Annotated in this window: 21 protein-coding genes and 1 tRNA gene; 8 read left to right on the top strand and 14 right to left on the bottom strand. The window is 63.1% G+C overall.

Features of this window, described 5'->3' with window-relative positions:
- Positions 1-16 precede the first annotated feature (16 nt).
- The 7 genes from glyQ to RY831_RS13635 all read right to left on the bottom strand — a co-directional run bounded on the left by glyQ (position 17) and on the right by RY831_RS13635 (position 6,879).
- Entirely contained in the window at positions 17-928 is a 912-nt protein-coding gene (gene glyQ, locus RY831_RS13665) for a glycine--tRNA ligase subunit alpha (protein WP_326506909.1), read from the bottom strand.
- 65 nt (positions 929-993) lie between these two features.
- Positions 994-2,580 carry an apolipoprotein N-acyltransferase gene (gene lnt, locus RY831_RS13660; protein WP_326506908.1) on the bottom strand — a complete coding sequence of 529 codons (1,587 nt, stop codon included), beginning with the start codon at positions 2,578-2,580 and terminating at the stop codon, positions 994-996.
- 118 nt (positions 2,581-2,698) lie between these two features.
- Positions 2,699-3,583 (bottom strand): CorC family transporter, encoded by an 885-nt coding sequence (locus tag RY831_RS13655; protein ID WP_326506907.1) that lies wholly within the window; start codon positions 3,581-3,583, stop codon positions 2,699-2,701.
- Positions 3,584-3,673: 90 nt separating this feature from the next.
- Positions 3,674-4,129 (bottom strand): rRNA maturation RNase YbeY, encoded by a 456-nt coding sequence (ybeY, locus tag RY831_RS13650; RefSeq protein WP_326506906.1) that lies wholly within the window; start codon positions 4,127-4,129, stop codon positions 3,674-3,676.
- Positions 4,113-5,153, bottom strand: coding sequence for a PhoH family protein (locus RY831_RS13645; RefSeq protein ID WP_326506905.1), 1,041 nt, complete (start codon positions 5,151-5,153; stop codon positions 4,113-4,115). The genes ybeY and RY831_RS13645 overlap by 17 nt, the downstream gene beginning before the upstream one ends.
- A gap of 25 nt (positions 5,154-5,178) precedes the next feature.
- Positions 5,179-6,519 carry a tRNA (N6-isopentenyl adenosine(37)-C2)-methylthiotransferase MiaB gene (miaB, locus tag RY831_RS13640; protein ID WP_326506904.1) on the bottom strand — a complete coding sequence of 447 codons (1,341 nt, stop codon included), beginning with the start codon at positions 6,517-6,519 and terminating at the stop codon, positions 5,179-5,181.
- Positions 6,520-6,522: 3 nt separating this feature from the next.
- Positions 6,523-6,879, bottom strand: a complete 357-nt coding sequence (locus RY831_RS13635) for a hypothetical protein (RefSeq protein ID WP_326506903.1) — start codon at positions 6,877-6,879, stop codon at positions 6,523-6,525.
- Positions 6,880-7,219: 340 nt separating this feature from the next.
- Here RY831_RS13635 and RY831_RS13630 point away from each other — a divergent pair, with 340 nt between their 5' ends.
- The 7 genes from RY831_RS13630 (at position 7,220) to RY831_RS13600 (ending at position 12,412) form a co-directional block, all read left to right on the top strand.
- On the top strand, positions 7,220-7,657 hold the full coding sequence (locus RY831_RS13630; RefSeq protein ID WP_326506902.1) for a CsgE family curli-type amyloid fiber assembly protein: 438 nt from the start codon (positions 7,220-7,222) through the stop codon (positions 7,655-7,657).
- A gap of 10 nt (positions 7,658-7,667) precedes the next feature.
- The gene (locus tag RY831_RS13625) at positions 7,668-8,144 is read left to right on the top strand and encodes a curli assembly protein CsgF (protein ID WP_326506901.1); all 477 of its coding nucleotides are present in this window, start codon (positions 7,668-7,670) and stop codon (positions 8,142-8,144) included.
- Positions 8,141-9,067 carry a CsgG/HfaB family protein gene (locus RY831_RS13620; protein ID WP_326506900.1) on the top strand — a complete coding sequence of 309 codons (927 nt, stop codon included), beginning with the start codon at positions 8,141-8,143 and terminating at the stop codon, positions 9,065-9,067. The genes RY831_RS13625 and RY831_RS13620 overlap by 4 nt, the downstream gene beginning before the upstream one ends.
- Positions 9,068-9,111: 44 nt before the next feature.
- Positions 9,112-9,627, top strand: coding sequence for a hypothetical protein (locus tag RY831_RS13615; RefSeq protein ID WP_326506899.1), 516 nt, complete (start codon positions 9,112-9,114; stop codon positions 9,625-9,627).
- A 51-nt stretch (positions 9,628-9,678) separates the two neighbouring features.
- Positions 9,679-11,454: a beta strand repeat-containing protein gene (locus RY831_RS13610; RefSeq protein WP_326506898.1), complete on the top strand. Its 1,776-nt coding sequence runs from the start codon at positions 9,679-9,681 to the stop codon at positions 11,452-11,454.
- 107 nt (positions 11,455-11,561) lie between these two features.
- Positions 11,562-11,894 (top strand): curli-like amyloid fiber formation chaperone CsgH, encoded by a 333-nt coding sequence (gene csgH, locus RY831_RS13605; protein WP_326506897.1) that lies wholly within the window; start codon positions 11,562-11,564, stop codon positions 11,892-11,894.
- Between the two features lie 53 nt (positions 11,895-11,947).
- A complete protein-coding gene (locus RY831_RS13600; RefSeq protein WP_326506896.1) occupies positions 11,948-12,412 on the top strand; it encodes a hypothetical protein in 465 nt (154 codons plus the stop codon).
- A gap of 135 nt (positions 12,413-12,547) precedes the next feature.
- On the opposite strand, the gene RY831_RS13595 is transcribed toward RY831_RS13600, so the two are convergent.
- From RY831_RS13595 to tsaE, 7 genes are all read right to left on the bottom strand, one after another.
- A tRNA-Met gene (locus RY831_RS13595) sits at positions 12,548-12,624 on the bottom strand.
- 60 nt (positions 12,625-12,684) lie between these two features.
- The gene (gene miaA, locus RY831_RS13590) at positions 12,685-13,656 is read right to left on the bottom strand and encodes a tRNA (adenosine(37)-N6)-dimethylallyltransferase MiaA (protein ID WP_326506895.1); all 972 of its coding nucleotides are present in this window, start codon (positions 13,654-13,656) and stop codon (positions 12,685-12,687) included.
- Complete coding sequence (locus RY831_RS13585; RefSeq protein WP_326506894.1) at positions 13,653-14,867, bottom strand: multidrug effflux MFS transporter; 1,215 nt, start codon at positions 14,865-14,867, stop codon at positions 13,653-13,655. The genes miaA and RY831_RS13585 overlap by 4 nt, the downstream gene beginning before the upstream one ends.
- 4 nt (positions 14,868-14,871) lie before the next feature.
- Positions 14,872-16,764: a DNA mismatch repair endonuclease MutL gene (gene mutL, locus RY831_RS13580; protein WP_326506893.1), complete on the bottom strand. Its 1,893-nt coding sequence runs from the start codon at positions 16,762-16,764 to the stop codon at positions 14,872-14,874.
- Positions 16,765-16,896: 132 nt separating this feature from the next.
- Positions 16,897-17,388 (bottom strand): chemotaxis protein CheW, encoded by a 492-nt coding sequence (locus tag RY831_RS13575; protein ID WP_326506892.1) that lies wholly within the window; start codon positions 17,386-17,388, stop codon positions 16,897-16,899.
- Between the two features lie 211 nt (positions 17,389-17,599).
- Complete coding sequence (locus tag RY831_RS13570; RefSeq protein ID WP_326506891.1) at positions 17,600-19,003, bottom strand: N-acetylmuramoyl-L-alanine amidase; 1,404 nt, start codon at positions 19,001-19,003, stop codon at positions 17,600-17,602.
- Positions 18,967-19,452 (bottom strand): tRNA (adenosine(37)-N6)-threonylcarbamoyltransferase complex ATPase subunit type 1 TsaE, encoded by a 486-nt coding sequence (gene tsaE, locus RY831_RS13565; RefSeq protein WP_326506890.1) that lies wholly within the window; start codon positions 19,450-19,452, stop codon positions 18,967-18,969. Before tsaE ends, RY831_RS13570 begins: the two co-directional genes overlap by 37 nt.
- A 107-nt stretch (positions 19,453-19,559) precedes the next feature.
- On the opposite strand from tsaE, the gene queG reads away from it, so the two are divergent.
- Positions 19,560-20,675 carry a tRNA epoxyqueuosine(34) reductase QueG gene (gene queG / locus RY831_RS13560; RefSeq protein WP_326506889.1) on the top strand — a complete coding sequence of 372 codons (1,116 nt, stop codon included), beginning with the start codon at positions 19,560-19,562 and terminating at the stop codon, positions 20,673-20,675.
- Position 20,676: the final 1 nt, after the last annotated feature.

Raw genomic sequence — 20,676 nt, 5'->3', positions numbered from 1 at the left:
GCAATGGCTCATGCGCTTACGCTGCCTTGCGGGCATCTCCGCACATCGGGAAGCCCAGCTTCTCGCGCGATTCGTAATATGCCTGCGCGACCGCGCGCGACAGGTTGCGGATGCGGCCGATGTAGGCGGCGCGTTCGGTCACCGATATGGCGCCGCGCGCGTCGAGCATGTTGAAGGTGTGCGCCGCCTTGAGGATCATTTCATAGGCCGGCAACGCCAGCGGCACTTCCATCAGGCGCTTGGCTTCGGACTCGTAATTGCCGAACAGCGAGAACAGGAACTCGGTATTGGAGTGCTCGAAGTTGAAGGTCGACTGCTCGACCTCGTTCTGGTGGAACACGTCGCCATAGGTCAGGCGCTTGGTTACGCCGTTTTCCTGCCACTCGGTCCAGACCAGGTCGTAGACGTTTTCCACGCCCTGCAGGTACATCGCCAGGCGCTCGATGCCGTAGGTGATTTCGCCCAGCACCGGCTTGCAGTCGAGACCGCCGACCTGCTGGAAATAGGTGAACTGGGTGACTTCCATGCCGTTGAGCCAGACTTCCCAGCCGAGGCCCCAGGCGCCCAGTGTCGGGTTTTCCCAGTCGTCCTCGACGAAGCGCACGTCGTTCTGCTTGAGGTCGAGGCCGAGCGCTTCGAGCGAGCCGAGATACAGGTCGAGGATGTTTTCCGGCGCCGGCTTGAGTACCACCTGGTACTGGTAGTAGTGCTGCATGCGGTTGGGGTTTTCACCGTAGCGGCCATCCTTGGGGCGGCGCGACGGCTGCACATAGGCGGCGCGCCAGGGTTCGGGTCCGATCGCGCGCAGGAAGGTAGCGGTGTGCGAGGTGCCGGCGCCGACTTCCATGTCGTAGGGCTGGAGCAGTGCGCAGCCTTGCGCATCCCAATACTCCTGCAGCTTGAGAATGACTTGTTGAAATGTGAGCATCGTGTCGTGGCCGGCCGCGAAGGCGCACCGGTTCCAAAGAGGGGAAATTGCCAAAACCGTAGATTTTAGCGGGTTTTACCGGCATGGGGCGCATTCTTGCCACCCTTGCGAAGCCGCGCGGCGGCCACGCCCAGCGCCAGCAGCGCGGCGATCACCGCGGGAACATTGCCAAGCCGGCTATAGGGCGTGAGGCCGGCATAGCCCTGCACTTTCGTCTCGAGTTCGCCCTGCGTGAAAGGCTCGAGCTGCGCGATCACCGCGCCGTCGGGGCCGACATGGGCGGTGGCGCCGGTATTGGTGGCGCGCAGCATCGGCCGGCCGGTCTCCATCGCGCGCAACTGCGAAATCTGAAGGTGTTGTGGCAATGCAATGGAATCGCCGAACCAGGCGATGTTCGACATGTTGAGCAGGATGGTCGCTTGCGGCATGCCGCTCGTTGCTCCGGCCGACAACTGTGCGGCGATCTCCTCGCCGAACAGGTCTTCGTAGCAGATGTTGGGCATCACCCACTGGTCCTTCACCGCGAACGGCTTCTGCAGCAGGATGCCGCGATTGAAGTCGCCCAGCGGAATGTGCATCATCTCGACGAACCAGCGGAAGCCGGGCGGAATGAATTCTCCGAAGGGAACGAGATGGTGCTTGTCGTAACGGTAAGCCTGGGCCGCGGGGTTCGGTACCAGGCCCAGCACGCTGTTCGCATACTGGCGCGGACCGTCGCTGACCGGGATGCCGAGCGCGATGTGGCTGCCTGAATCCTGCGCGAATTTCGACAAGAGCCCGAGGTAATCCGGGGGCAGCTGCGTCGACAGCAGCGGGATCGCGGTTTCCGGGGTGGCGATCAGGTCGGCGGGGCGACGCGTGATCGATGCGTGATACAGCGCGAGGCTGGCCTGCAGCTGTTCGGGCGCGAATTTCATCTCCTGCGGCACGTTGCCCTGCAGCAGGCGCACCGAGATCGGCGCGCCGTGCGGCGTGGTCCACCGGATTTGCTTGAGGATCAGCCCGCCGGCGAGAATTGCCAGCGCAAGTCCGACTGGCAGCGCGTGCCGGCCTATGCCCGTGCTTTTGGGCAGAAGGGCGATGCAGCCTGCGATCACGCCTGAAATCAGGGCCAGGCCATAGACGCCGACCACCGGCGCATAGCCGGCCAGCGGCCCGCTGGTGTGCGCATACCCCGCGCTGACCCAGGGAAAACCGGTGAATATCCAGCCGCGCAGCCATTCCGCCAGCGTCCATACGGCCGGCAGCAGCAACAGGGCGCTCACTGTGGTGGCGGAAGCGCCGAGCGATGCGCGCCGCCTCAGCCAGCCGGCCAGTCCGAAGCCCAGCGCCGCGTAGGCGCTCAGGGCCACCGATAGCAGGACCACGGCCAGCGCCGCCATCCAGCCCGGCATGCCGCCGTAGCGATGCATGCTGATATACAGCCAGTGCACTCCGGCAATCAGGATGCCGGAACTGTAGGCCCATCCTATCAATGCGCTTTGGGCAAAGCCGGAGCTGCGCAGGGCCAGCATGAAGACAAGCGCCAGCGTCAGTATCTGCAGCGGCCACAGTCCGAAGGGCGCGAAGGCGAACACGGTCAGTCCGCCGGCGGCCAGGGCGGCAAGCGGGGGGAGCAGGCGGGGGAAAAGCGAAGCGGGGCGGTTGTTCACGCGGTATTTTTCCGATGAGTCTGGAAGGGGCGCCGGAAGAATGCTGGCGGTTTCCCGCGCAGCGCAAGCACCGCATGCCGGGCGGTCGGGGCCGTACCGCCCGTCGGCAGCGGCACCGTCAGGACACCACTTCCGTGCGCGCTTCCGGCAGTCTCTCGACCAGAAGCACATGGACCTGGCGCGCGTCGGCCCGCAGGACTTCGAAGCGCAGATGGTCGATGTCGAAGATGTCGCCCTTGCGAGGCACCCGTCCGAGGTGGTTGGCGACCAGTCCGCCGATGGTGTCCACATCCTCGTTGGAAAAATTCACGCCCATCGATTCATTGAACTGTTCGATCTCGGTCAGCGCCTTGACGCGCCAGCGCAGGCCGAGCGAGCCGTTGTTGATCGGAATGATGTTGTCTTCCTCTTCCTCGATATCGTATTCATCCTCGATATCGCCGACAATCTGTTCCAGCACATCCTCGATCGTGATCAGGCCGGCAACGCCGCCGTATTCATCGACCACGATGGCCATGTGGTTGCGGTTGGCGCGAAAGTCCCGCAGCAGTACGTTGAGCTGCTTCGATTCCGGGATGAAGATGGCCGGGCGCAGCATGTCGCGCACCTCGAAGGATTCCTCGGCGTAATAACGCAGCAGATCCTTGGCCAGCAGGATGCCGACGACCTTGTCGCGGTCGCCGTCGATGGCGGGGAATCGCGAGTGCGCGGTATCGAGCACCAGCGGCATCCATTCCTCGATGGGCTTGTTCAGGTCGATCACGTCCATCTGCGGGCGCGGCACCATGATGTCGCGCGCGGAGAGATCGGAGACCTGGAACACGCCTTCGATCATCGACAGCGCGTCGGCGTCGATCAGATTGCGATCATGGGCATCTTGCAGGATTTCAAGCAGTTCCGACCGGCTTTCGGGCTCGGGGGAAATGAGTGCGCTCAGTCGTTCGAACAGGGAGCGCTGAGGTTTGGTGTCAAGGTATTTGGCACCACTAGGGTGATCTTGCATATGGCTGGGAGCCGTAGTTGGCAGGCTTATAGGATACAACAAATGGAGCGGCCATCAATGAAAAATGCCTGTTCCACTGTTGTCGAACATCTAACCCGCGTATGGATTGGCCTGACCGAGGCTTGCCAGGATTTCAATTTCCAGGCCTTCCATTTCGGCGGCTTCCTCGTCGGTTTCGTGGTCATAGCCCTGGGCATGCAGGACACCGTGCACCACCAGGTGCGCGGTATGGGCCTGCACCGTCTTCTTCTGCTCATCGGCTTCGCGCTGCAGCACGTCGGTGCAGAGGATGATGTCAGCTTGCGTCACTTCGCTTTCCTCGTCTTCCGTATAGGCAAAGGTCAGCACGTTGGTGGCGTAGTCCTTGCCCCGGTATTCGCGGTTGAGCGTGCGGCCTTCGTCCGCATCGACGAAGCGTATGGTCAGTTCGGCGGGCGCGAACAACGCCGCCTGTACCCAGCGCCGGAGGTCGGCGCGGGTCACGATTTCTTTGAGGCGGGTATCGGGATACTGGACGGACAGGCTTAATTTACTTTTTTGCGACATTTCTCAGGCTTGCGCTTTTGGGTGTTGCCGCATCATACGCGTCAACAATCCGGGCCACCAGAGGATGGCGCACCACGTCGGCGCTGGTGAATTGCGTGAAGGCAATGCCGCGCACGTTTCTCAGGATGTGGGCGGCATCAACCAGGCCGCTTTTCTGGGTGCGCTGCAGGTCGATCTGCGTGACGTCGCCGGTGACCACCGCCTTGCTGCCGAAGCCTATACGCGTGAGAAACATTTTCATCTGTTCCGGCGTGGTGTTCTGCGCTTCGTCGAGAATGATGAAGGCATGATTCAGCGTGCGGCCCCGCATGTAGGCCAGCGGCGCGATCTCGATGACTTGCTTCTCGAACATTTTCTGCGTGCGGTCGAAGCCGAGCAAGTCGTACAGCGCGTCGTACAGCGGGCGCAGGTAAGGGTCGACCTTCTGCGTCAGGTCGCCCGGCAGAAAGCCGAGCCGCTCGCCGGCTTCCACCGCCGGGCGCGTCAGCACAATGCGCTTGATGGCGTCGCGCTCGAGCGCATCGACCGCGCAGGCGACCGCGAGATAAGTCTTGCCGGTGCCGGCCGGACCGATGCCGAAGGTGACGTCATGCTCCAGGATCGCTTTCAGATACTGGTTCTGGTGCGGTGTTCGGCCGCGCAGGTCGCTGCGCTTGGTCTTCAGCACCGGAGTGGCTTGCGATTCCTCGCTTGCTGCGGCACCATCCGCATCGGATGCGGCCGGCGCTTTCTTGGCGGCAGTTTCCTGCTCAACCGCGCGCTGTTCCACTAGCGCAAGCTGAACGTCTTCCACGGAAATCGGGTTATCCGCAAGCTGGTAGAAATTGTCGAGGATCTCGACGGCGCGGGGCGAATTGTCGCCGCTGATGACGAACTTCTCGCCGCGACGGAAGATCGTCACGTCGAGCGCGGCGGATATCTGCCGCAGGTTCTCGTCCATGGGGCCGCAGAGGTGCGCGAGCCGCTTGTTGTCGAGCGGTTCGGGGATGAATTGTTGAGTTTGAGCAGGAATTTTGGGCTTCAAAGTGAGTTGTTCGTCTCGCTAGGATTCATTGTTTGATGACTAGTTCGCCGCGTAGCGAATAGGGATAGGCTTGCACGATGCTGACATCCACCAGCTGCCCGATTAGCCTTGCGGAATTCGGGCCGCCGGCGAAGTTGACCACCCGGTTGTTTTCGGTGCGTCCCTGCAACTCTTGGGGATCCTTTTTCGACGGGCCTTCCACCAGGATGCGCTGCACGCTGCCGACCATCCCTTCGCTGATGCGCCGCACATTCGCTTCGACCGTGGCCTGCAGATGCTGCAGGCGCTTGAGCTTGACCTCGTAGGGCGTGTCGTCGGCAAGGTTGGCCGCCGGCGTTCCCGGGCGGGGGCTGAAGACGAAGCTGAAGCTGGTGTCGTAGCCGATATCGTTGATCAGCTTCATCAACGCATCGAAATCGGCCTCGGTTTCGCCGGGGAAGCCGACGATGAAGTCGCTCGACACCGAAATGTTGGGACGCACTTCCCGCAGGCGGCGAATCACGGACTTGTATTCCAGCACGGTATAGCCGCGCTTCATCGCCATCAGGACACGGTCGGAGCCATGCTGCGCCGGCAGGTAGAGATGGTCGACCAGCTTCGGCACTTTCGCGTAGGTATCGATCAGGCGCTGCGTGAATTCCTTCGGATGGCTGGTGACGAAGCGGATGCGCTCGATGCCGGGAATCTCGGCCACATATTCGATCAGCAATGCGAAATCGGCGATCTCGCCGTCGGCCATGGCGCCGCGGTAGGCATTGACGTTCTGGCCGAGCAGCGTGATTTCCTTGACGCCCTGGTCCGCCAGGCCGGCCACTTCGGCCAGCACGTCTTCGAAGCGGCGCGACACTTCTTCGCCGCGCGTGTACGGCACCACGCAGTAGCTGCAGTATTTGCTGCAGCCTTCCATGATCGACACGAAGGCGGTCGCCCCCTCGACCTTCGCCGGCGGCAGGTGGTCGAATTTCTCGATCTCGGGGAAGCTGATGTCGACCTGCGAGCGGCCGCTGCTGCGGCGCTGATTGATCAGGTCCGGCAGGCGGTGCAGGGTCTGCGGGCCGAACACCACGTCGACATAGGGCGCGCGCTTGACGATTGCCTCGCCTTCCTGGGAAGCGACGCAGCCGCCGACCCCGATCACCAGGTCGGGCTTGGTCTTTTTCAGTTCGCGCAGGCGGCCAAGATCCGAGAACACCTTTTCCTGCGCCTTCTCGCGTACCGAGCAGGTGTTGAGCAGGATGACATCGGCGTCTTCCGGCGTGTCGGTCTTGACGAGGCCGTCGGCGGCATTGAGCACGTCTGCCATCTTGTCCGAGTCGTACTCGTTCATCTGGCAGCCGAAGGTCTTGATGAATACTTTTTTCGGCATGACTTAAGGGGCCTTGCTGTTCGTTTGCGTTTGCGTTTGCGTTTGTTTCGTAATGGGCTCGCTGGCTTCGTCCGCGGTCAGGATCCAGACGCGGTCGATATGGCCGTTGGCGTCCTCGGTGTAATTGACCGCCAGGCCGCTTCCCCGCAGCGATGCCGGCATCTGCAGCAGGTTGTCTTCATTCCAGATGCGGGCGCCGGGCGAAAGCTGGCGCAGCCTGCCCCCGATCACGATATCCGGGAAGGAAGCCGGCGTCATCTTCCCGCGCTTTGCCTGCGCGGGGAACGGCCGCTCGAAGGCATGCGCAGCCGGGAGCATGGCGATGGAAAGCAGCAAAAGGAGAAGGGGGCGAAGCCACATCTCGAACCCCGTTTCGTCAAAAACGTGTGCGGAAGACACGGAAGAAAGGAAATAGCCCTGGCTTGCATCGCCGCCGGAGCGGAATTCGGCCAGCAATGCCGCAGTGATGCGGTGGCGCGATGGTTGCCGTGAAGAGGCTCAGACAAGCGTGCGAATTATACCACCGGGCGAAACCGCCTCCGCTGCAGGCGCCCAGACCTGGTACCCGAAACGCGACATACCAATCCTCAAAAAGTTTCATTAAAGTCAATTAAGTTATTGACAATTGTCAATTCGACCATCATCATTCGTCCCGTTAAGTTGCATTTGTAGCAATTTGTTACTTTTGACGAAAGATCTGGTGAAGATATCCACGAGCTTGATGATGGTCTGCCTTACCGGCTGGATAACGGCGTTCCCGGTGTTCGCCGCCCCCGCTTCATCGTCGATGGACGGCGAGCGCAGGCTGTCGGAAAGCTACGGCGGCATCGTCGTCAATCAGACCGTCACCGTCGCCGGCCAGGAATTCTTTCAGTACTTCGTTGCGCATTGGCGCGAACGCGCGTTGAGCGAGCGCTTTGCCATTGCCGTGATCGAACGTCCCTCGGCGCGCTGGGGCGGGCAGATCTGGGTGGAATTTGCGCAGCGCCGGGTGTTTCAGGCGCCGCTGTCGACGGCCCGGGCCGGGCTTCGGAACCTGAGCGAGCAGGCGGTCGAGCTGGTGTACCAGACGGTCATCGATACCGAGGCCGAACGCCTGCTGTTTCGGGATGCCGACCTTGGCGCCGACGAGTTTTGATGAACATGGGATGAACGCAATGAGAGTCAGGGTCAGATCAAGGCAGGCTTTTTCCGCGGCGCTGCTGCAGGGAGTGCTGGGTGCGGCGGGTATATGGTGCGCGGCCGCTGCGTGCCAGGCAACCGAACTTGTCTACACGCCTGTGAATCCCTCTTTTGGCGGCAGCGCATTGAACGGCTCGGTGCTGCTCAATGCCGCGCAGGCCCAGAACAGGACCACCGATCCCGATGCGCCCAAAGCGAGCACCGGCAGCACCCAGACCTCGCTGCAGCAATTCAACGACATCCTCGAGCGCTCGGTCCTCAGCCGCCTCGCCTCGGCCGCAACCTCCGGCATCATGGGTTCGAATGGCCAGCTGGTGCCCGGCACGGTCAGCACCGGCAATTTCTCCATCCAGATTTCCGACCTTGGCGGCGGCCTCCTGCAGGTGACCACCACCGACAAGGTGACCGGCGCCAGCACGTCTTTCCAAGTGGGCCAGCCATGAGATTTCCCTGTATTTCCCGCGGGCTTGCGTTTCGCCCTTTCCTTGCGGTTTTGTCGCTTCTGGCATTGGGCGGATGTGCGAGCACCCAGCTGCCGGCGGATGTTGCCGCCAACGCCAGGCTGACGCCGGCCACCGGCGCCACGCGCGACCTGCTGCGCCTGCCCGAACCGAGGGGCAAGGTGGTGACCGCAGTGTATGGTTTCCGCGACCAGACTGGCCAGTACAAGCCGGCGCCTGACAGTTCCTTCTCGACCGCCGTGACCCAGGGCGCGGCGACCATGCTGGTCAAGGCATTGAAGGATTCCGGATGGTTCACGCCGGTCGAGCGCGAAAACCTGCAGAATCTGCTGACCGAGCGCAAGATCGTGCGCGCGCTGGAGACGCCCCAGGACAAGGGCAACCAGCCGATCAGCCTGCCGGCGCTGGTGCCGGCCACCGTCATCATCGAAGGCGGCATCGTCGCTTATGAAACCAATGTCCGCACCGGCGGCGCCGGCGCCCGCTATCTCGGCATCGGGGCCAAGACCCAATACCGGGTCGACCAGGTGACCATCAGCCTGCGCAGCGTCGATATCCGCAGCGGCCAGATACTCAACAGCGTTTCCACCACCAAGACCATCTATTCCTACGAACTGTCGACCGGCGTATTCCGCTTCGTCAACTTCAAGGAACTGCTGGAACTCGAGGGCGGCTACACCCGCAACGAACCTTCGCAGCTCTGCGTCAGGGAAGCCATCGAGGCCGCGGTGGTCCACCTCATCGTGCAAGGCTTGCAGGACAAGATCTGGGCGCTCAAGCGCGAAACCGACTGGCAATCCCCGGTGCTGCGCACCTATCTCCAGGAGAGCGCCAGTTACCTCGACAGCCAGGAAGCCAAGGCGCCGCTCCATGAGGAGGCGCCTGCTCATGGAGCGGCGTACTGAGGCGGCCTGCCGTTTTCTCCCTATTCAAGAAAGGTCACGCCATCGTGAAATTACTGTTGAACGCCGCCGTACGTCGCCGTGCGGCCGGGTTGCTGCTGCCTGTCGCTTTCACCTGCTGGGCCATGGCGGCGGCCACGGCTGCCGACATGTCCGCCAAGTCGGATCTCGGGCCCGCTGACGCCGGCCTTGGAGGCCATCAGGGGCATCACGCCCGGGTAACGCAGAACGGCGAATTCAATGAAGCCTTCCTGCGCCAGCAGGGCAACCGGCACACCGGCGAGATCAGCCAGTCCGGTCAAGGCAACGGCATCGAGGTTAGCCAGCAGGGCAGGGACAACCGCATCGCATCCCGCCAGGCCGGCGATGGAAACGGCATCGCAGTGACGCAGGCCGGCCGCAACAACCTTGTCACCGTGACCCAGGCCGGCAACGGCAACACCGCCGTCGTCGGACAGGCCGGCAATTCCAACGTGGTGAACATCCAGCAGAACCCGCTGAGCCCGCATCTGATGGTCCAGCAACACGGCAATGGCCTCGCTGCAAAGGTGATCCAGTACTAGGGGCGCTGGATCGCATCGTTTTTACCGCCCTTATCCATTTAGGAGAAACAATTGAAAACAAAATTGACTGCTCTCGCGCTCGGCATCAGCCTGGCGTACGCTGCATCGCCGGCTTTCGCTCAAGCCACCATCTCTTCCACCGGCTCCGGCAATGATGCCTACATCGAGCAGAACGCATCGTCGTCCGCATCGGCATCCATCAACCAGGTCGGCAACGGCAACCGCGCCGGCGTCCCCGGCGCAACGCCGAGCGACCCGGCTTCCGTACCTGGCATCCTGCAGAAGAACAGCACTTCCGTTGCCGCCGCGATCGACCAGTCCGGCAATAGCAATGTCGCCGGCATCACCCAGGACGCCGCTTCCAACAGCGCAGCGGCCATCGGCCAGTCCGGCACCGGCAATGAAGCCGCCGCGTCCCAAACCGGCAACAACCAGAGCGCGTCGGTCTTCCAGTCCGGCAGCGTCAACCAGGCATCCGTGACCCAGAGCGGCGCCAACCAGGCCGCGACCGTAACAACCGCCAACTCCACCGGCGGCAAGGTCACCGTGTTCCAGGCCGACGGCGTCGTTGCAGGCAACACAGCCAACGTGCTGCAGGATAACGTCACCAACCAGGCCGCCGCGGTCAACCAGTTCGGCAACGGCCAGAACGCGTCCCTGACGCAAAATGCCGGCAGCCGCGAAGGCAGCGCTTCCATCACCCAGTCTGGCGACAGCAACACCGCCAACGTGCTGCAGACCAATACCTGGTTCAGCAACGCTTCCGTCACGCAGCAGGATTCCTCCAACTCCGCCAGTGTGACCCAGGGCGGCCTGGCCGACTACAGCTCTGCCACCGTGTTCCAGTCCGGCACCGGCCAGACTGCCACCGTCAGCCAGAGCGGCGCAAGCTACTTCCCGGGCGGCGCGGTCTCGGCAGGCAAGTTCCAGGCAACCGTGAACCAGACCGCCGGCGCAGCCAACAAGGCTAACGTGACCCAGTCCAACGGCTACCAGAGCACCGCGCTGGTAAACCAGAACGGCACCTTCAACCAGCAGGCCAACGTGACCCAGACCGGCGACAACCAGAACGCGGTCGTTACCCAGAACAACGGCAGCAAGGACGGCAGCGCCACCGTGACCCAATCCGGCAACGGCAGCACCGCCAACGTCCTGCAGACCAACACCTGGTCCTCCACCGCGTCGGTGACGCAGTCCGGCTCGGTCCAGACAGCCAACGTGACCCAGGGCGGCCTGGCCGACTTCAGCAAGGCATCGGTCGAACAGTCCGGCAACAACAATATCGCTTCCGTGCATCAGAGCGGCGGCTCGGTATCGGCCGGCAACGGCGTGGTGCAGGGCTTGTTCGAAGCCACGGTGACCCAGTCCGGCAGCAGCAACATCGCCGGCGTCAGCCAGACCAACGGCTACAAGGATGTGGCTTCGGTATACCAGAACGGCTCGTTCCAGACCGCATCCGTGTCGCAGGACGGCGGCAACAGCAGCACCGCGCTCATCTCCCAGGACGGCTCGCTGAACAATGCATCTGTCACGCAGAGCAATGCATCCAGCTCGCTGGCGCAGATCACCCAGGGCGGCAACAACAATGATGCCGGCATCACCCAGGGCGGCTCCCTGCTCAACGCATCGGTGGCGCAGACCGGCGAATGGAATTATGCGAATATCGCACAGGCCGGCAACGGCAACCTGGCGACCATCGCGCAGGCAGGCGACGGCGTCAGCTATGCTGCGCGCAACACCGCGGCGATCCTGCAGACGGGCAATGGCCATGTCGCGGCAATCACGCAGTCCGGCAACACCAACCATGCCGCCATCTGGCAGCATTGATCGGATAGCCGCGACGCCGATCGGAGGCGCGGCGCTCTGAGTGGTAAAAGTGGAAAAGGCGGGCAGAAGCTGTCCGCCTTTTTTGCATCATCGACATGAAAGGCGCAATGATGACCATGACTCCCGACGCGGATCTTCAAGTCTGGCTGGACACCCATGCCAACCAGGGGCAGATGCGAATCGTTCCGTACGTGAAAAGCATGAAGGATGTGCTGCTGGAATTCAGGATGCAGGTCGTCCAGCAAGGGCGCGGCGGCAATTCCCGCGTCAGCCAGCAAGGGCAGCTACGGGTGCCGGCGTCGCAGGCCATGCCGCTGGCGCAGGTGAATGTGGGCATGTCGGACCGGGAAAGCTGCAGCGTCGAGATCAGCCTGCGCAAGGATGGGATGGATGCGGGGGTGTATCGCTTCGATTGCAACGAGACTGGCGGCCCGCGATAAGAAGGCGCGCCCGGCATGGCCGTAGAGGCGATTTCGTGGCGTCCTCGGACATCATGACAAAACAGCTGGCGCGACCTGTCAAAATCTTTATCTGGATGAACCTCATGCGCCGGATACTAAGTCTCATTTTTCTTTTGCCGCTTGGCGTTCTCACTGTGTTCTGCTTCATCGGTTACGCAAACGTGGTGGATACCATGAGCATGAAGATGGGTTCATTCTTCATGTATCAGGTCTTTTTCTGGATTGCTTGCGGAGGCATGGCATCGCTGTTTATCTGCCAGGGCCTGCGTCTGTTCGCCGCACGATGGATACTCATCGTCTCGTTGCTGATATGCGCCGGCTTTACCGTATTTTCAATTGCCGCCTATCCTGGGAATCATGACGATCCGCACGTGCCGCGTGCGTTGTCACACTCCCTCCGAGAACTGCATATTCTGTTGATTGCAACAACTTTGTTGCTGACGTTTGCTGTCTTCGAGCCGCGCGTACGGAGACTTGTCACAAAAATCGTGCGTTGATATATATGCCAGGTACATGTTTCGGCCTTTCGGTATCGTCTCCGCGACAGAGATGCATCGAGTTGATCGTTTGGAAGCAGGCCGTAAACCAAAAAGGCCGCAAGTCATTTTTCGATGACTTGCGGCCTTGAATTCTGGTGGTGATAGGTGGACTTGAACCACCGACCCCAGCATTATGAGTGCTGTGCTCTAACCAACTGAGCTATATCACCAAGAAGCCCGCAATTATGCTGACATCGATTATTCCTGTCAAGGTGGATGGCAGGAAAATCTTATCGGACCTGATTTTCCCGGTCCGCCAACGCCCGCCGGGTCAGGTCCAGCAGCTGCGATGCCGCATCGGGCGCGAGGCAATCGACCACCGTCCGGTCCGGCATCGAGCGCAGCCAGGTCAGCTGACGCTTGGCCAGCTGCCTTGTTGCCGCAATGCCTTTTTCCCGCAGTTCCTCGAAGTCTATCGTGCCGTCAAGATACTCCCAGGCCTGGCGGTAGCCGACGCAGCGCATCGAGGGCAAGCCGAGATGCAGGTCGCCTCTTGCTCTCAGGAAGCGCACCTCTTCAAGCAGTCCTCCTTCGGCCGCCAGCATCGCATCGAAGCGGGTTGCGATCCGGGCATGCAGCACGCTGCGGTCCGAAGGTTCCAGCGACAGCGGCAGCAGGTCGAACGGCAATTCCTCCTTCGGCGCGCGTGCGATCAGCTGCGACATCGGCTGGCCGGTCAGCGCATGGATTTCCAGCGCGCGCTGGATGCGCTGCGAATCGTTGGGCTTGAGGCGGGCCGCGGTCTCCGGATCGATGGTTGCCAGCCTGGCATGCAGGGCCGGCATGCCGAGGCGGGCGGCTTCTTCGTCGAGGCGGGCGCGCAGTTCCGGATCGGCTTGCGGCAGGGCATCGATGCCATCCCTGAGCACCTTGAAGTAGAGCATGGTGCCTCCGACCAGCAGCGGCAGCCTGCCGCGCGCGGAGATTTCCGCGACCAGGCGCATGGCATCCTGCCGGAACTGCATCACGGAGTACGACTCCGCCGGATCGAGGATGTCGATCAGGTGGTGCGGCACGGCGGCGCGCTCGTCCGCGCTGGGCTTGGCGGTGCCGATATCCATGTCGCGATAGACCAGCGCAGAATCCACGGAAATGATTTCGGCCGGAATCTCGCCGGCGATCTGCAGCGCGGCGGCGGTCTTGCCGGACGCCGTGGGGCCCATGATGGCCACTGCCAGTGGCTTGCCTGTCTGCTGCATCATGCGGTACTCGCGGCGCCGGAGGCAATGGCGCGCACCGAAACGAAGATCAGCGCGCCGAGGGTGCAGACAATGAGGGCAAGAGGATAGAGCGTGCCGTCATGGGTGCTGCCGACCACCGTGCCGACCGCGAAGGCGACCGTCATGTAGAGCGCCCCCATCAGGCCGGCCGCCGTGCCCGCCTGCTGGGGAAAGGGCGATACAGCGCCGGACTGCGCGATCGGAAAGTTGATGCCGTGCGCAAGCATGGTCAGGAACATCGCCGCGAGCATCAAGCTCCAGTGCGCAATGCCGACGCCGACCGCGGCCAGGAACAGCATGCCGGTAGCCAGCGACAGCGCGCTGCCGATGCGGAAGGCGCGAGGCGCGCCGATGCGCGGCAGCAGCCGGCGGCAGACGATGGTGCCGCTCAGGTAGCCGCTCACCCCGAAGGCGAAGCAGTAGCCGAACCAGGCGGTCGGCACACTGAGCACGCGGATCAGCACGAAGGAGGAGCCGGAAATGAAGGCGAAGATGGCGCCGTAGGACAGCGCGCCGGGCAGCGCATGCGCCCAGAATTCGCGCGATCCCAGCACGATGCGGTAGTTCGCCATCAGGCCGGAGAGTTGGGTGGCCCGCGGATTGAGGTGCATGTTGGTTTCCGGGAGGCGCCAGACGCTGGCCGCCAGCACCAGCGTCGACAGCAGGCCGAGGGTGACGAAGGCTGCGCGCCAGCCGAAGGCGACCTGCAGATAGGAGCCGAGGATGGGGCCCAGCAGCGGTGCCAGCGACAGCCAGGTGCTGGCGGCCGCCACGACGCGGGCGCTGTGTTCGGGCGCATAGGCATCGCGCACGATGGCGCGGGCGATGATGACCGCCGCGCAGCAGCCCAAGGCCTGCAGGAAGCGGGCTGCGATCAGCAGGCCGATCGAGGGAGCCAGTGCGCACAGTGCGCTGGCCAGCATGTACAGCATCAGGCCGCACAACAGGACCGGCCGCCTGCCGAAGCGGTCCGACAGCGGGCCGATGATGAGCTGGGCGCCGCCGAAACCGATCACGAACAGCGACAGCGTGAGCTGCACGGTCGATGCCGGCACCGCGAACGTGGACGCGAGGCTGGGCAGCGAGGCAAGGTAGAGATCCGTCGACAGCGGCTGCAGCATCATGAAGGCGATGAGGAGCGGCATCAGCGGGGCATGCGCGAATTGCGCAAGCGGTCGGGAGCGATTATCCAAGGGGTTACTGTCCGCGCAGGAAAAGCTTGTCGAGGTCGGACAGCGCGAGCTGTACCCAGGTCGGCCGGCCGTGGTTGCACTGGTCGGCGCGTTCGGTGGCTTCCATCTGGCGCAGCAGGGCATTCATTTCCGGGATGGTCAGCGTGCGGTTGGCGCGCACGGCGGTATGGCAGGCCAGCGTGCCCAGCATCTCATTGCGCCGTTCCACCAGCACCCGCGAGCCGCCGAACTCGCGCACGTCGCGCAGCACGTCGCGCGCCAGCGACTGCGCATCGGCATTCTTGAGCAGCGCCGGAATCGCGCGCACGGCCAGCGTGGTCGGCGACAGCGCGCTGATGTCGAAGCCCAGGGCCTGCAGGGCGTCCCGGTTTTCCTGCACGGTGCCAACTTCCACCGGGTCCGCATGGAAGGTAACCGGGATCAGCAGGGGCTGGATCTGCAAGGCGTCGGAATCCAGCGCATTCTTGAGTTGCTCGTACAGGATGCGCTCATGCGCGGCATGCATGTCGATCAGCACAAGGCCCTTCCTGTTCTGGGCAAGAACGTAGATGCCGTGCAGCTGCGCCAGTGCGAAACCGAGCGGGAAGTCGTGGTCGGGCAGGGTCTGCGAAGGCTGGGCTGCCTGCGCCTGGTAGGGAGACTCAGCGTCCCGTGTGGCAAACAGCGTCGCCGGCCCGCTCGCCGGTGTGCGTATAGACGCTGCATCTGCATCCGGCATCTGCATTGACGGCGACGACGGCGAAAACAATGCGCCGTAGGCAGCTGTGGACTGCGCCACGCCGCTGCCACCCGTGGCGAACGGCATGCTGAATTCGGTCTGCTTCTGTTCGCGCAGCCAGGGCAGCACGCCCGTGGTCGCGGTCACCGGCGCCGGGGTCGCGCCGAAGGAGGTGGCCGAAGTCTGCGCCAGCGCCCGGCTGACCGCGTGAAAGATGAACTGGTGCACCGCCCGGCCGTCGCGGAAGCGCACTTCGATCTTCGACGGATGCACGTTGACGTCCACCAGCGCCGGGTCGAGCTCCAGGCTGAGCACATAGCAGGGATAGCGGTCGCCGTGCAGCACATCCTGATAGGCGGCGCGCACCGCGTGGGCGAGCAGCTTGTCGCGCACGAAGCGGCCGTTGACATAAAAATACTGGCTGTCGGCGCGGGCCTTGGAAGCGGTCGGCAGGCCGACGAAGCCGTGCAGGCGCAGCTGGCCCGAGTTCTCGTCGAGCGGCAGGCGGGCCGTCGCGAATTCGCCGCCCAGGATCATCGCGCTGCGCTTTTCGATTTCGCTGACGTTCCAGTGGTCGACCGTCTTGCCGTTGTGCGAGAGCGAGAAGGCGACATCGGGCCGCGACAGGGCGATGCGGCGCACCACCTCGGCGCAATGGCCGTATTCGGTCTGGTCCGATTTCAGGAACTTGCGGCGGGCAGGGGTGTTGTAATACAGGTCGCGCACATCGACCGTGGTGCCGAGCGCGCCGGAGGAGGGCGTCACCTGGCCATCCTGGTTGCCCGAGATTTCCCAGGCATGATCGGCATCGGCGGTGCGCGAAGTCAGCGTGACCTGCGCCACCGAGGCGATCGATGCCAGCGCCTCGCCGCGAAAGCCGAGCGTACCGACATTTTCCAGGTCGGACAGCGAGGCGATCTTGGAAGTCGCGTGCCTGGCCAGCGCCAGGGGCATCTGGTCGGGGGGAATGCCGCGCCCGTTGTCGGTGATGGCGATGCGTTTCACGCCGCCTTCCTCGAGCCTTATGGTGACCTGAGTGGCGCCCGCGTCGAGCGCGTTTTCCAGCAATTCCTTGACGACGGCAGCGGGACGGTCGACCACCTCGCCGGCGGCGATCTGGGAAATCAGCTGGTCGGGAAGCGCCAGGATGGGGCGGGGCGGGGTGTGCGGGGCGTTCATTGCGAGATTATACCGTCGCGCCCAATCCCTTTCCTGGCTCGTGCCAGGCCCGATTTTTTGGAGATAAGGAAAGCTTTCCTGCCGCGTTCGATGGCGCCGGCAGGAAGCAGGCTATTCAATAGCGCCGGGTGATCAAGCCGCGATCGCGTCCATCAGGCCGAGTTCGGCGCTGGACATCAGCTTGTCGATGTCGACCAGGATCAGCATGCGCTCGTCGATGGTACCCAGGCCGATCAGGTGATCGGTATTGAGCGCGGTGCCCATTTCCGGCGCGGGCTTGACCTGTTCCGGCGACAGGGTGATCACGTCCGACACGCTGTCGACCACCATGCCCATCACGCGGCCGGCAATGTTGAGGATGATGACGACGGTGAACTGGTCGTAGGTCGGCGTGCCGAGGTTGAACTTGATCCGCATGTCGACGATCGGCACGATGATGCCGCGCAGGTTGACCACGCCCTTGATGAAGGCCGGCGCATTGGCGATGCGGGTCGGCGCCTCGTAGCCGCGCAGTTCCTGCACTTTGAGAATGTGGATGCCGTACTCTTCCTTGCCCAGCGTGAAGGCCAGGAATTCGTGCGCCGAGATATCGGTCTGGCTGGATTCCGTAGTAGTGGCTTGCATCAGGATCTATCCTTATCTGAGGATGCGTCGGAAACGCGGCAACGAAGCAGCAGGGAATTTAATTGCCCTGCTGCAATAAAGAGTAGCAGATTTGATGATCGATAGCGACTGTTTTGATGCATGGCGTTCCGCAGGTTTCCGCTTTGGGAAATAGCGGGGATCCACGGGAAACCGCATGAATGCAGGTTCCTCGACCCCGCTTTCATGCGCCTCAGGTCATGCGGTTCTTGGCCAGCGGTGGATTGCGGGCGAAATACTTCTGGATGCCGCGCAGTACCGCGTTGGCCATCTGGTCCTGGTACTTGTCGTCGGTCAGCTTGGATTCTTCTTCCGGATTGGAGATGAAGGCGGTCTCGATCAGGATGCTGGGGATGTCGGGCGCCTTCAGCACGGCAAAGCCGGCTTGCTCCACCGCCCGCTTGTGCAGGCGGTTGATGCCGCCGATTTCCGCCAAGACCGCCTTGCCCAGCTTGAGACTGTCGTTGATCTGCGCTGTGGTCGACAGGTCGAGCAGCACGCTGGCGAGCTGGCGGTCATGCGACTTGATATTGACGCCGCCGATCAGGTCGGCCGCATTCTCCTTGTTCGCCAGCCAGCGGGCGGCGGTGGAGGAGGCGCCCTTTTCCGACAGCACGAAAACGGAAGATCCGCGCGCCGTCGGTTCTATCCAGGCATCGGCATGGATGGAGACGAACAGGTCGGCCTGCACCTTGCGCGCCTTCTGCACCCGCGTGTGAAGCGGAACGAAGAAATCGCCGTCGCGCGTCAGCATCACCCGCATGTTGGGCTGGCTCTCGATCTTGGCTTTCAGGCGCTTTGCGATGTCGAGCACCACGTCCTTTTCCTTGCTGCCGCCGCGTCCCAATGCGCCGGGATCCTCGCCGCCATGGCCGGGATCGAGGACGATGGTGATCATGCGCGTGAGCGTCGCAGGCCTGGAAGCCTCTTCCTTGTCATTGTCCTCGGCTTTCGGTGCCCGCAGCTCGGGCTGCACCTGCACCGGCGGAACCGATGGAAGGCCCGAAACAGGAGGGACCGCCGGTGCCGGCTTGGGCTCCGGGCCGGCCGAGGCCAGCGGCGGCAGGCTTTCCGCCGGCTTTTCGCGCAGCCATTCGCCCTTGTTGATCAATGCGGCGATCGGATCGACCGGATTGACGGGGTAAAGGTCGAAGATCAGGCGGTGCTTGTATTCGCCGACCGGGGCCAGCGTGAAGACCTGTGGATTGACCTCTTCCTTCAGGTCGAATACCAGGCGCACGACGTTGGGTCGGTTCTGGCCCACGCGCACCTGCTTGATATACGGGTCGTTCGACTGGATTTTCGCGACCAGTTGCTTGAGGGTCGGATTGAGCTCCAGTCCTTCGATGTCGACCACCAGCCGCTCCGGGTCCTTGATGATGAAGTGGCTGGTCTTCAGGTTGGTGTCGTTCTCCAGCGTGACCCGCGTATAGTCCTCGGCCGGCCAGACGCGGACCGCCATGATCTGCGCGGCGCGGGCGGGCAAGGACGTGAAGACGGAGAGGAGAAGGGTGCCGCCGGCTTTCAGAACGGTGCGGCGTCTGGACTTCGCGGAGGAAGTTACATGTTCAGCGCTAATTTCAGACGATCGAGACATTGAGTACCCTGGACGGACAAGGCCTCACATTTTATATCACGACCGTTGCCGGAAATGCTCAAATGCATCTCGATGTCTGGCGAGGGCAACACTCCCTCGGCCTTTTCCGGCCATTCTATGATGCAGATCGTGTTTGCGCCGAAGTATTCGCGAAAGCCGGCATCAAGGAATTCTTCCGGACTGGCGAGGCGATACAGGTCGAAATGGACCGCATCCACCGGCTGTCCGCCGACCTGCACCGTATAGGGTTCGGCCAGCGTATAGGTCGGGCTCCTGACATGGCCGGCATGGCCGGCGGCCTGCAGCATGGCCCGCGTCAGCGCGGTCTTGCCCGCGCCGAGGTCGCCGTGCAGGTAGATGGCGAGGCCCGGCGCCAATGCCCGGGCGAGGGCGCCGCCAAGCGCGATGGTGTCGGCTTCGTCGCGTAAATGAGTCTGAAAGTGCTGCATCTCGTAAAATGGCTTCTTTGATGGTGCTGAAAAACGGCGCCTGAACGCCAATCTGTTTCCCGTCCTGTCCCGCATGTGTGCGGAACAGGACGGGAAATGCCACGCTCATGACATTTTCCGATGACAATTTGACCACGCTTGCCCTTGCCATCAAGGCCTGGGGGCGAGAACTCGGCTTTGCGGAAATCGGCATCGCCGATATCGACCTGTCGCGGCATGAAGCCGGTCTGCAGGCATGGCTGGACGCGGGGCACCACGGCGAGATGGATTATATGGCAGCGCACGGAATGAAGCGCGCCCGCCCGGGAGAACTTGTTCCCGGCACGATCCGGGTCGTCACGGCGCGCATGAATTATCTGCCTGCCAATGTCGACGCCGGCGATGAGGCCGCGGTAGTCTGGCGCGCACGGGAGGAAGCGCGCGCCGCCGATCCGGGGGCTGCGGTGATCTCGGTCTATGCGCGCGGTCGCGATTACCACAAGGTCCTGCGCGCCAGGCTGCAGCAGCTGGCCGACCGCATCCGCGGCGAGATCGGCGAGTTCGGCTATCGGGTCTTCACCGATTCGGGGCCTGTGATGGAAGTGGCGCTGGCGGAAAAGTCAGGCATCGGCTGGCGCGGCAAGCATACGCTGCTGCTCAACCGCGAGGCGGGATCGATGTTCTTCCTCGGCGAGCTGTACACCGACCTGCCGCTGCCGGTGGATGAGCCGGCAAGCGGGCATTGCGGGCAATGCCATGCCTGCATCGACAGCTGTCCGACCCAGGCGATACTCGGCCCCTACCGGCTGGATGCGCGCCGCTGCATCTCCTACCTCACGATCGAGCTCAAGGGCAGCATACCCGTCGAACTGCGGCCGCTGATCGGCAACCGCGTCTACGGCTGCGATGACTGCCAGCTGGTCTGCCCCTGGAACAAGTTCGCGCAGCGGTCCACGCTGGCGGATTTCGATGTCCGCAACGGGCTCGATGCAGCGAGCCTGGTGGGACTGTTCGCCTGGAGCGAGGACGACTTCAACCGCCGGCTGGAAGGCAGCCCGATCCGCCGCATCGGCCACGAGCGCTGGCTGCGCAACCTGGCGGTGGGCTTGGGGAATGCCTTGCGCGCATTGTCCGGCGCACCGGAGTCCGGGCCGCTGATCGCCGCATTGATGTCGCGCGAGAACGACAGTTCGAATATGGTGCGCGAGCATGTGGCGTGGGCGCTCGCACAGGCAGGGAGCTAGC

Origin of the sequence: Noviherbaspirillum album, assembly GCF_035916955.1 — a bacterium.
In the GTDB taxonomy this organism is placed as follows: Bacteria; Pseudomonadota; Gammaproteobacteria; order Burkholderiales; family Burkholderiaceae_D; genus Noviherbaspirillum; species Noviherbaspirillum album.
This window is presented reverse-complemented; position numbering and strand designations above follow the sequence as displayed.

Coding starts and splice junctions, on each gene's coding strand:
- RY831_RS13575 (WP_326506892.1), bottom strand. CDS start 17,388: ATGCAAGCCACTACTACGGAATCCAGCCAGACCGATATCTCGGCGCAC.
- RY831_RS13570 (WP_326506891.1), bottom strand. CDS start 19,003: ATGTCTCGATCGTCTGAAATTAGCGCTGAACATGTAACTTCCTCCGCG.
- miaB (WP_326506904.1), bottom strand. CDS start 6,519: ATGCCGAAAAAAGTATTCATCAAGACCTTCGGCTGCCAGATGAACGAG.
- queG (WP_326506889.1), top strand. CDS start 19,560: ATGACATTTTCCGATGACAATTTGACCACGCTTGCCCTTGCCATCAAG.
- RY831_RS13620 (WP_326506900.1), top strand. CDS start 8,141: ATGAGATTTCCCTGTATTTCCCGCGGGCTTGCGTTTCGCCCTTTCCTT.
- miaA (WP_326506895.1), bottom strand. CDS start 13,656: ATGATGCAGCAGACAGGCAAGCCACTGGCAGTGGCCATCATGGGCCCC.
- RY831_RS13655 (WP_326506907.1), bottom strand. CDS start 3,583: ATGCAAGATCACCCTAGTGGTGCCAAATACCTTGACACCAAACCTCAG.
- RY831_RS13635 (WP_326506903.1), bottom strand. CDS start 6,879: ATGTGGCTTCGCCCCCTTCTCCTTTTGCTGCTTTCCATCGCCATGCTC.
- ybeY (WP_326506906.1), bottom strand. CDS start 4,129: ATGTCGCAAAAAAGTAAATTAAGCCTGTCCGTCCAGTATCCCGATACC.
- RY831_RS13625 (WP_326506901.1), top strand. CDS start 7,668: ATGAACGCAATGAGAGTCAGGGTCAGATCAAGGCAGGCTTTTTCCGCG.
- glyQ (WP_326506909.1), bottom strand. CDS start 928: ATGCTCACATTTCAACAAGTCATTCTCAAGCTGCAGGAGTATTGGGAT.
- RY831_RS13600 (WP_326506896.1), top strand. CDS start 11,948: ATGACAAAACAGCTGGCGCGACCTGTCAAAATCTTTATCTGGATGAAC.
- tsaE (WP_326506890.1), bottom strand. CDS start 19,452: ATGCAGCACTTTCAGACTCATTTACGCGACGAAGCCGACACCATCGCG.
- mutL (WP_326506893.1), bottom strand. CDS start 16,764: ATGAACGCCCCGCACACCCCGCCCCGCCCCATCCTGGCGCTTCCCGAC.
- csgH (WP_326506897.1), top strand. CDS start 11,562: ATGATGACCATGACTCCCGACGCGGATCTTCAAGTCTGGCTGGACACC.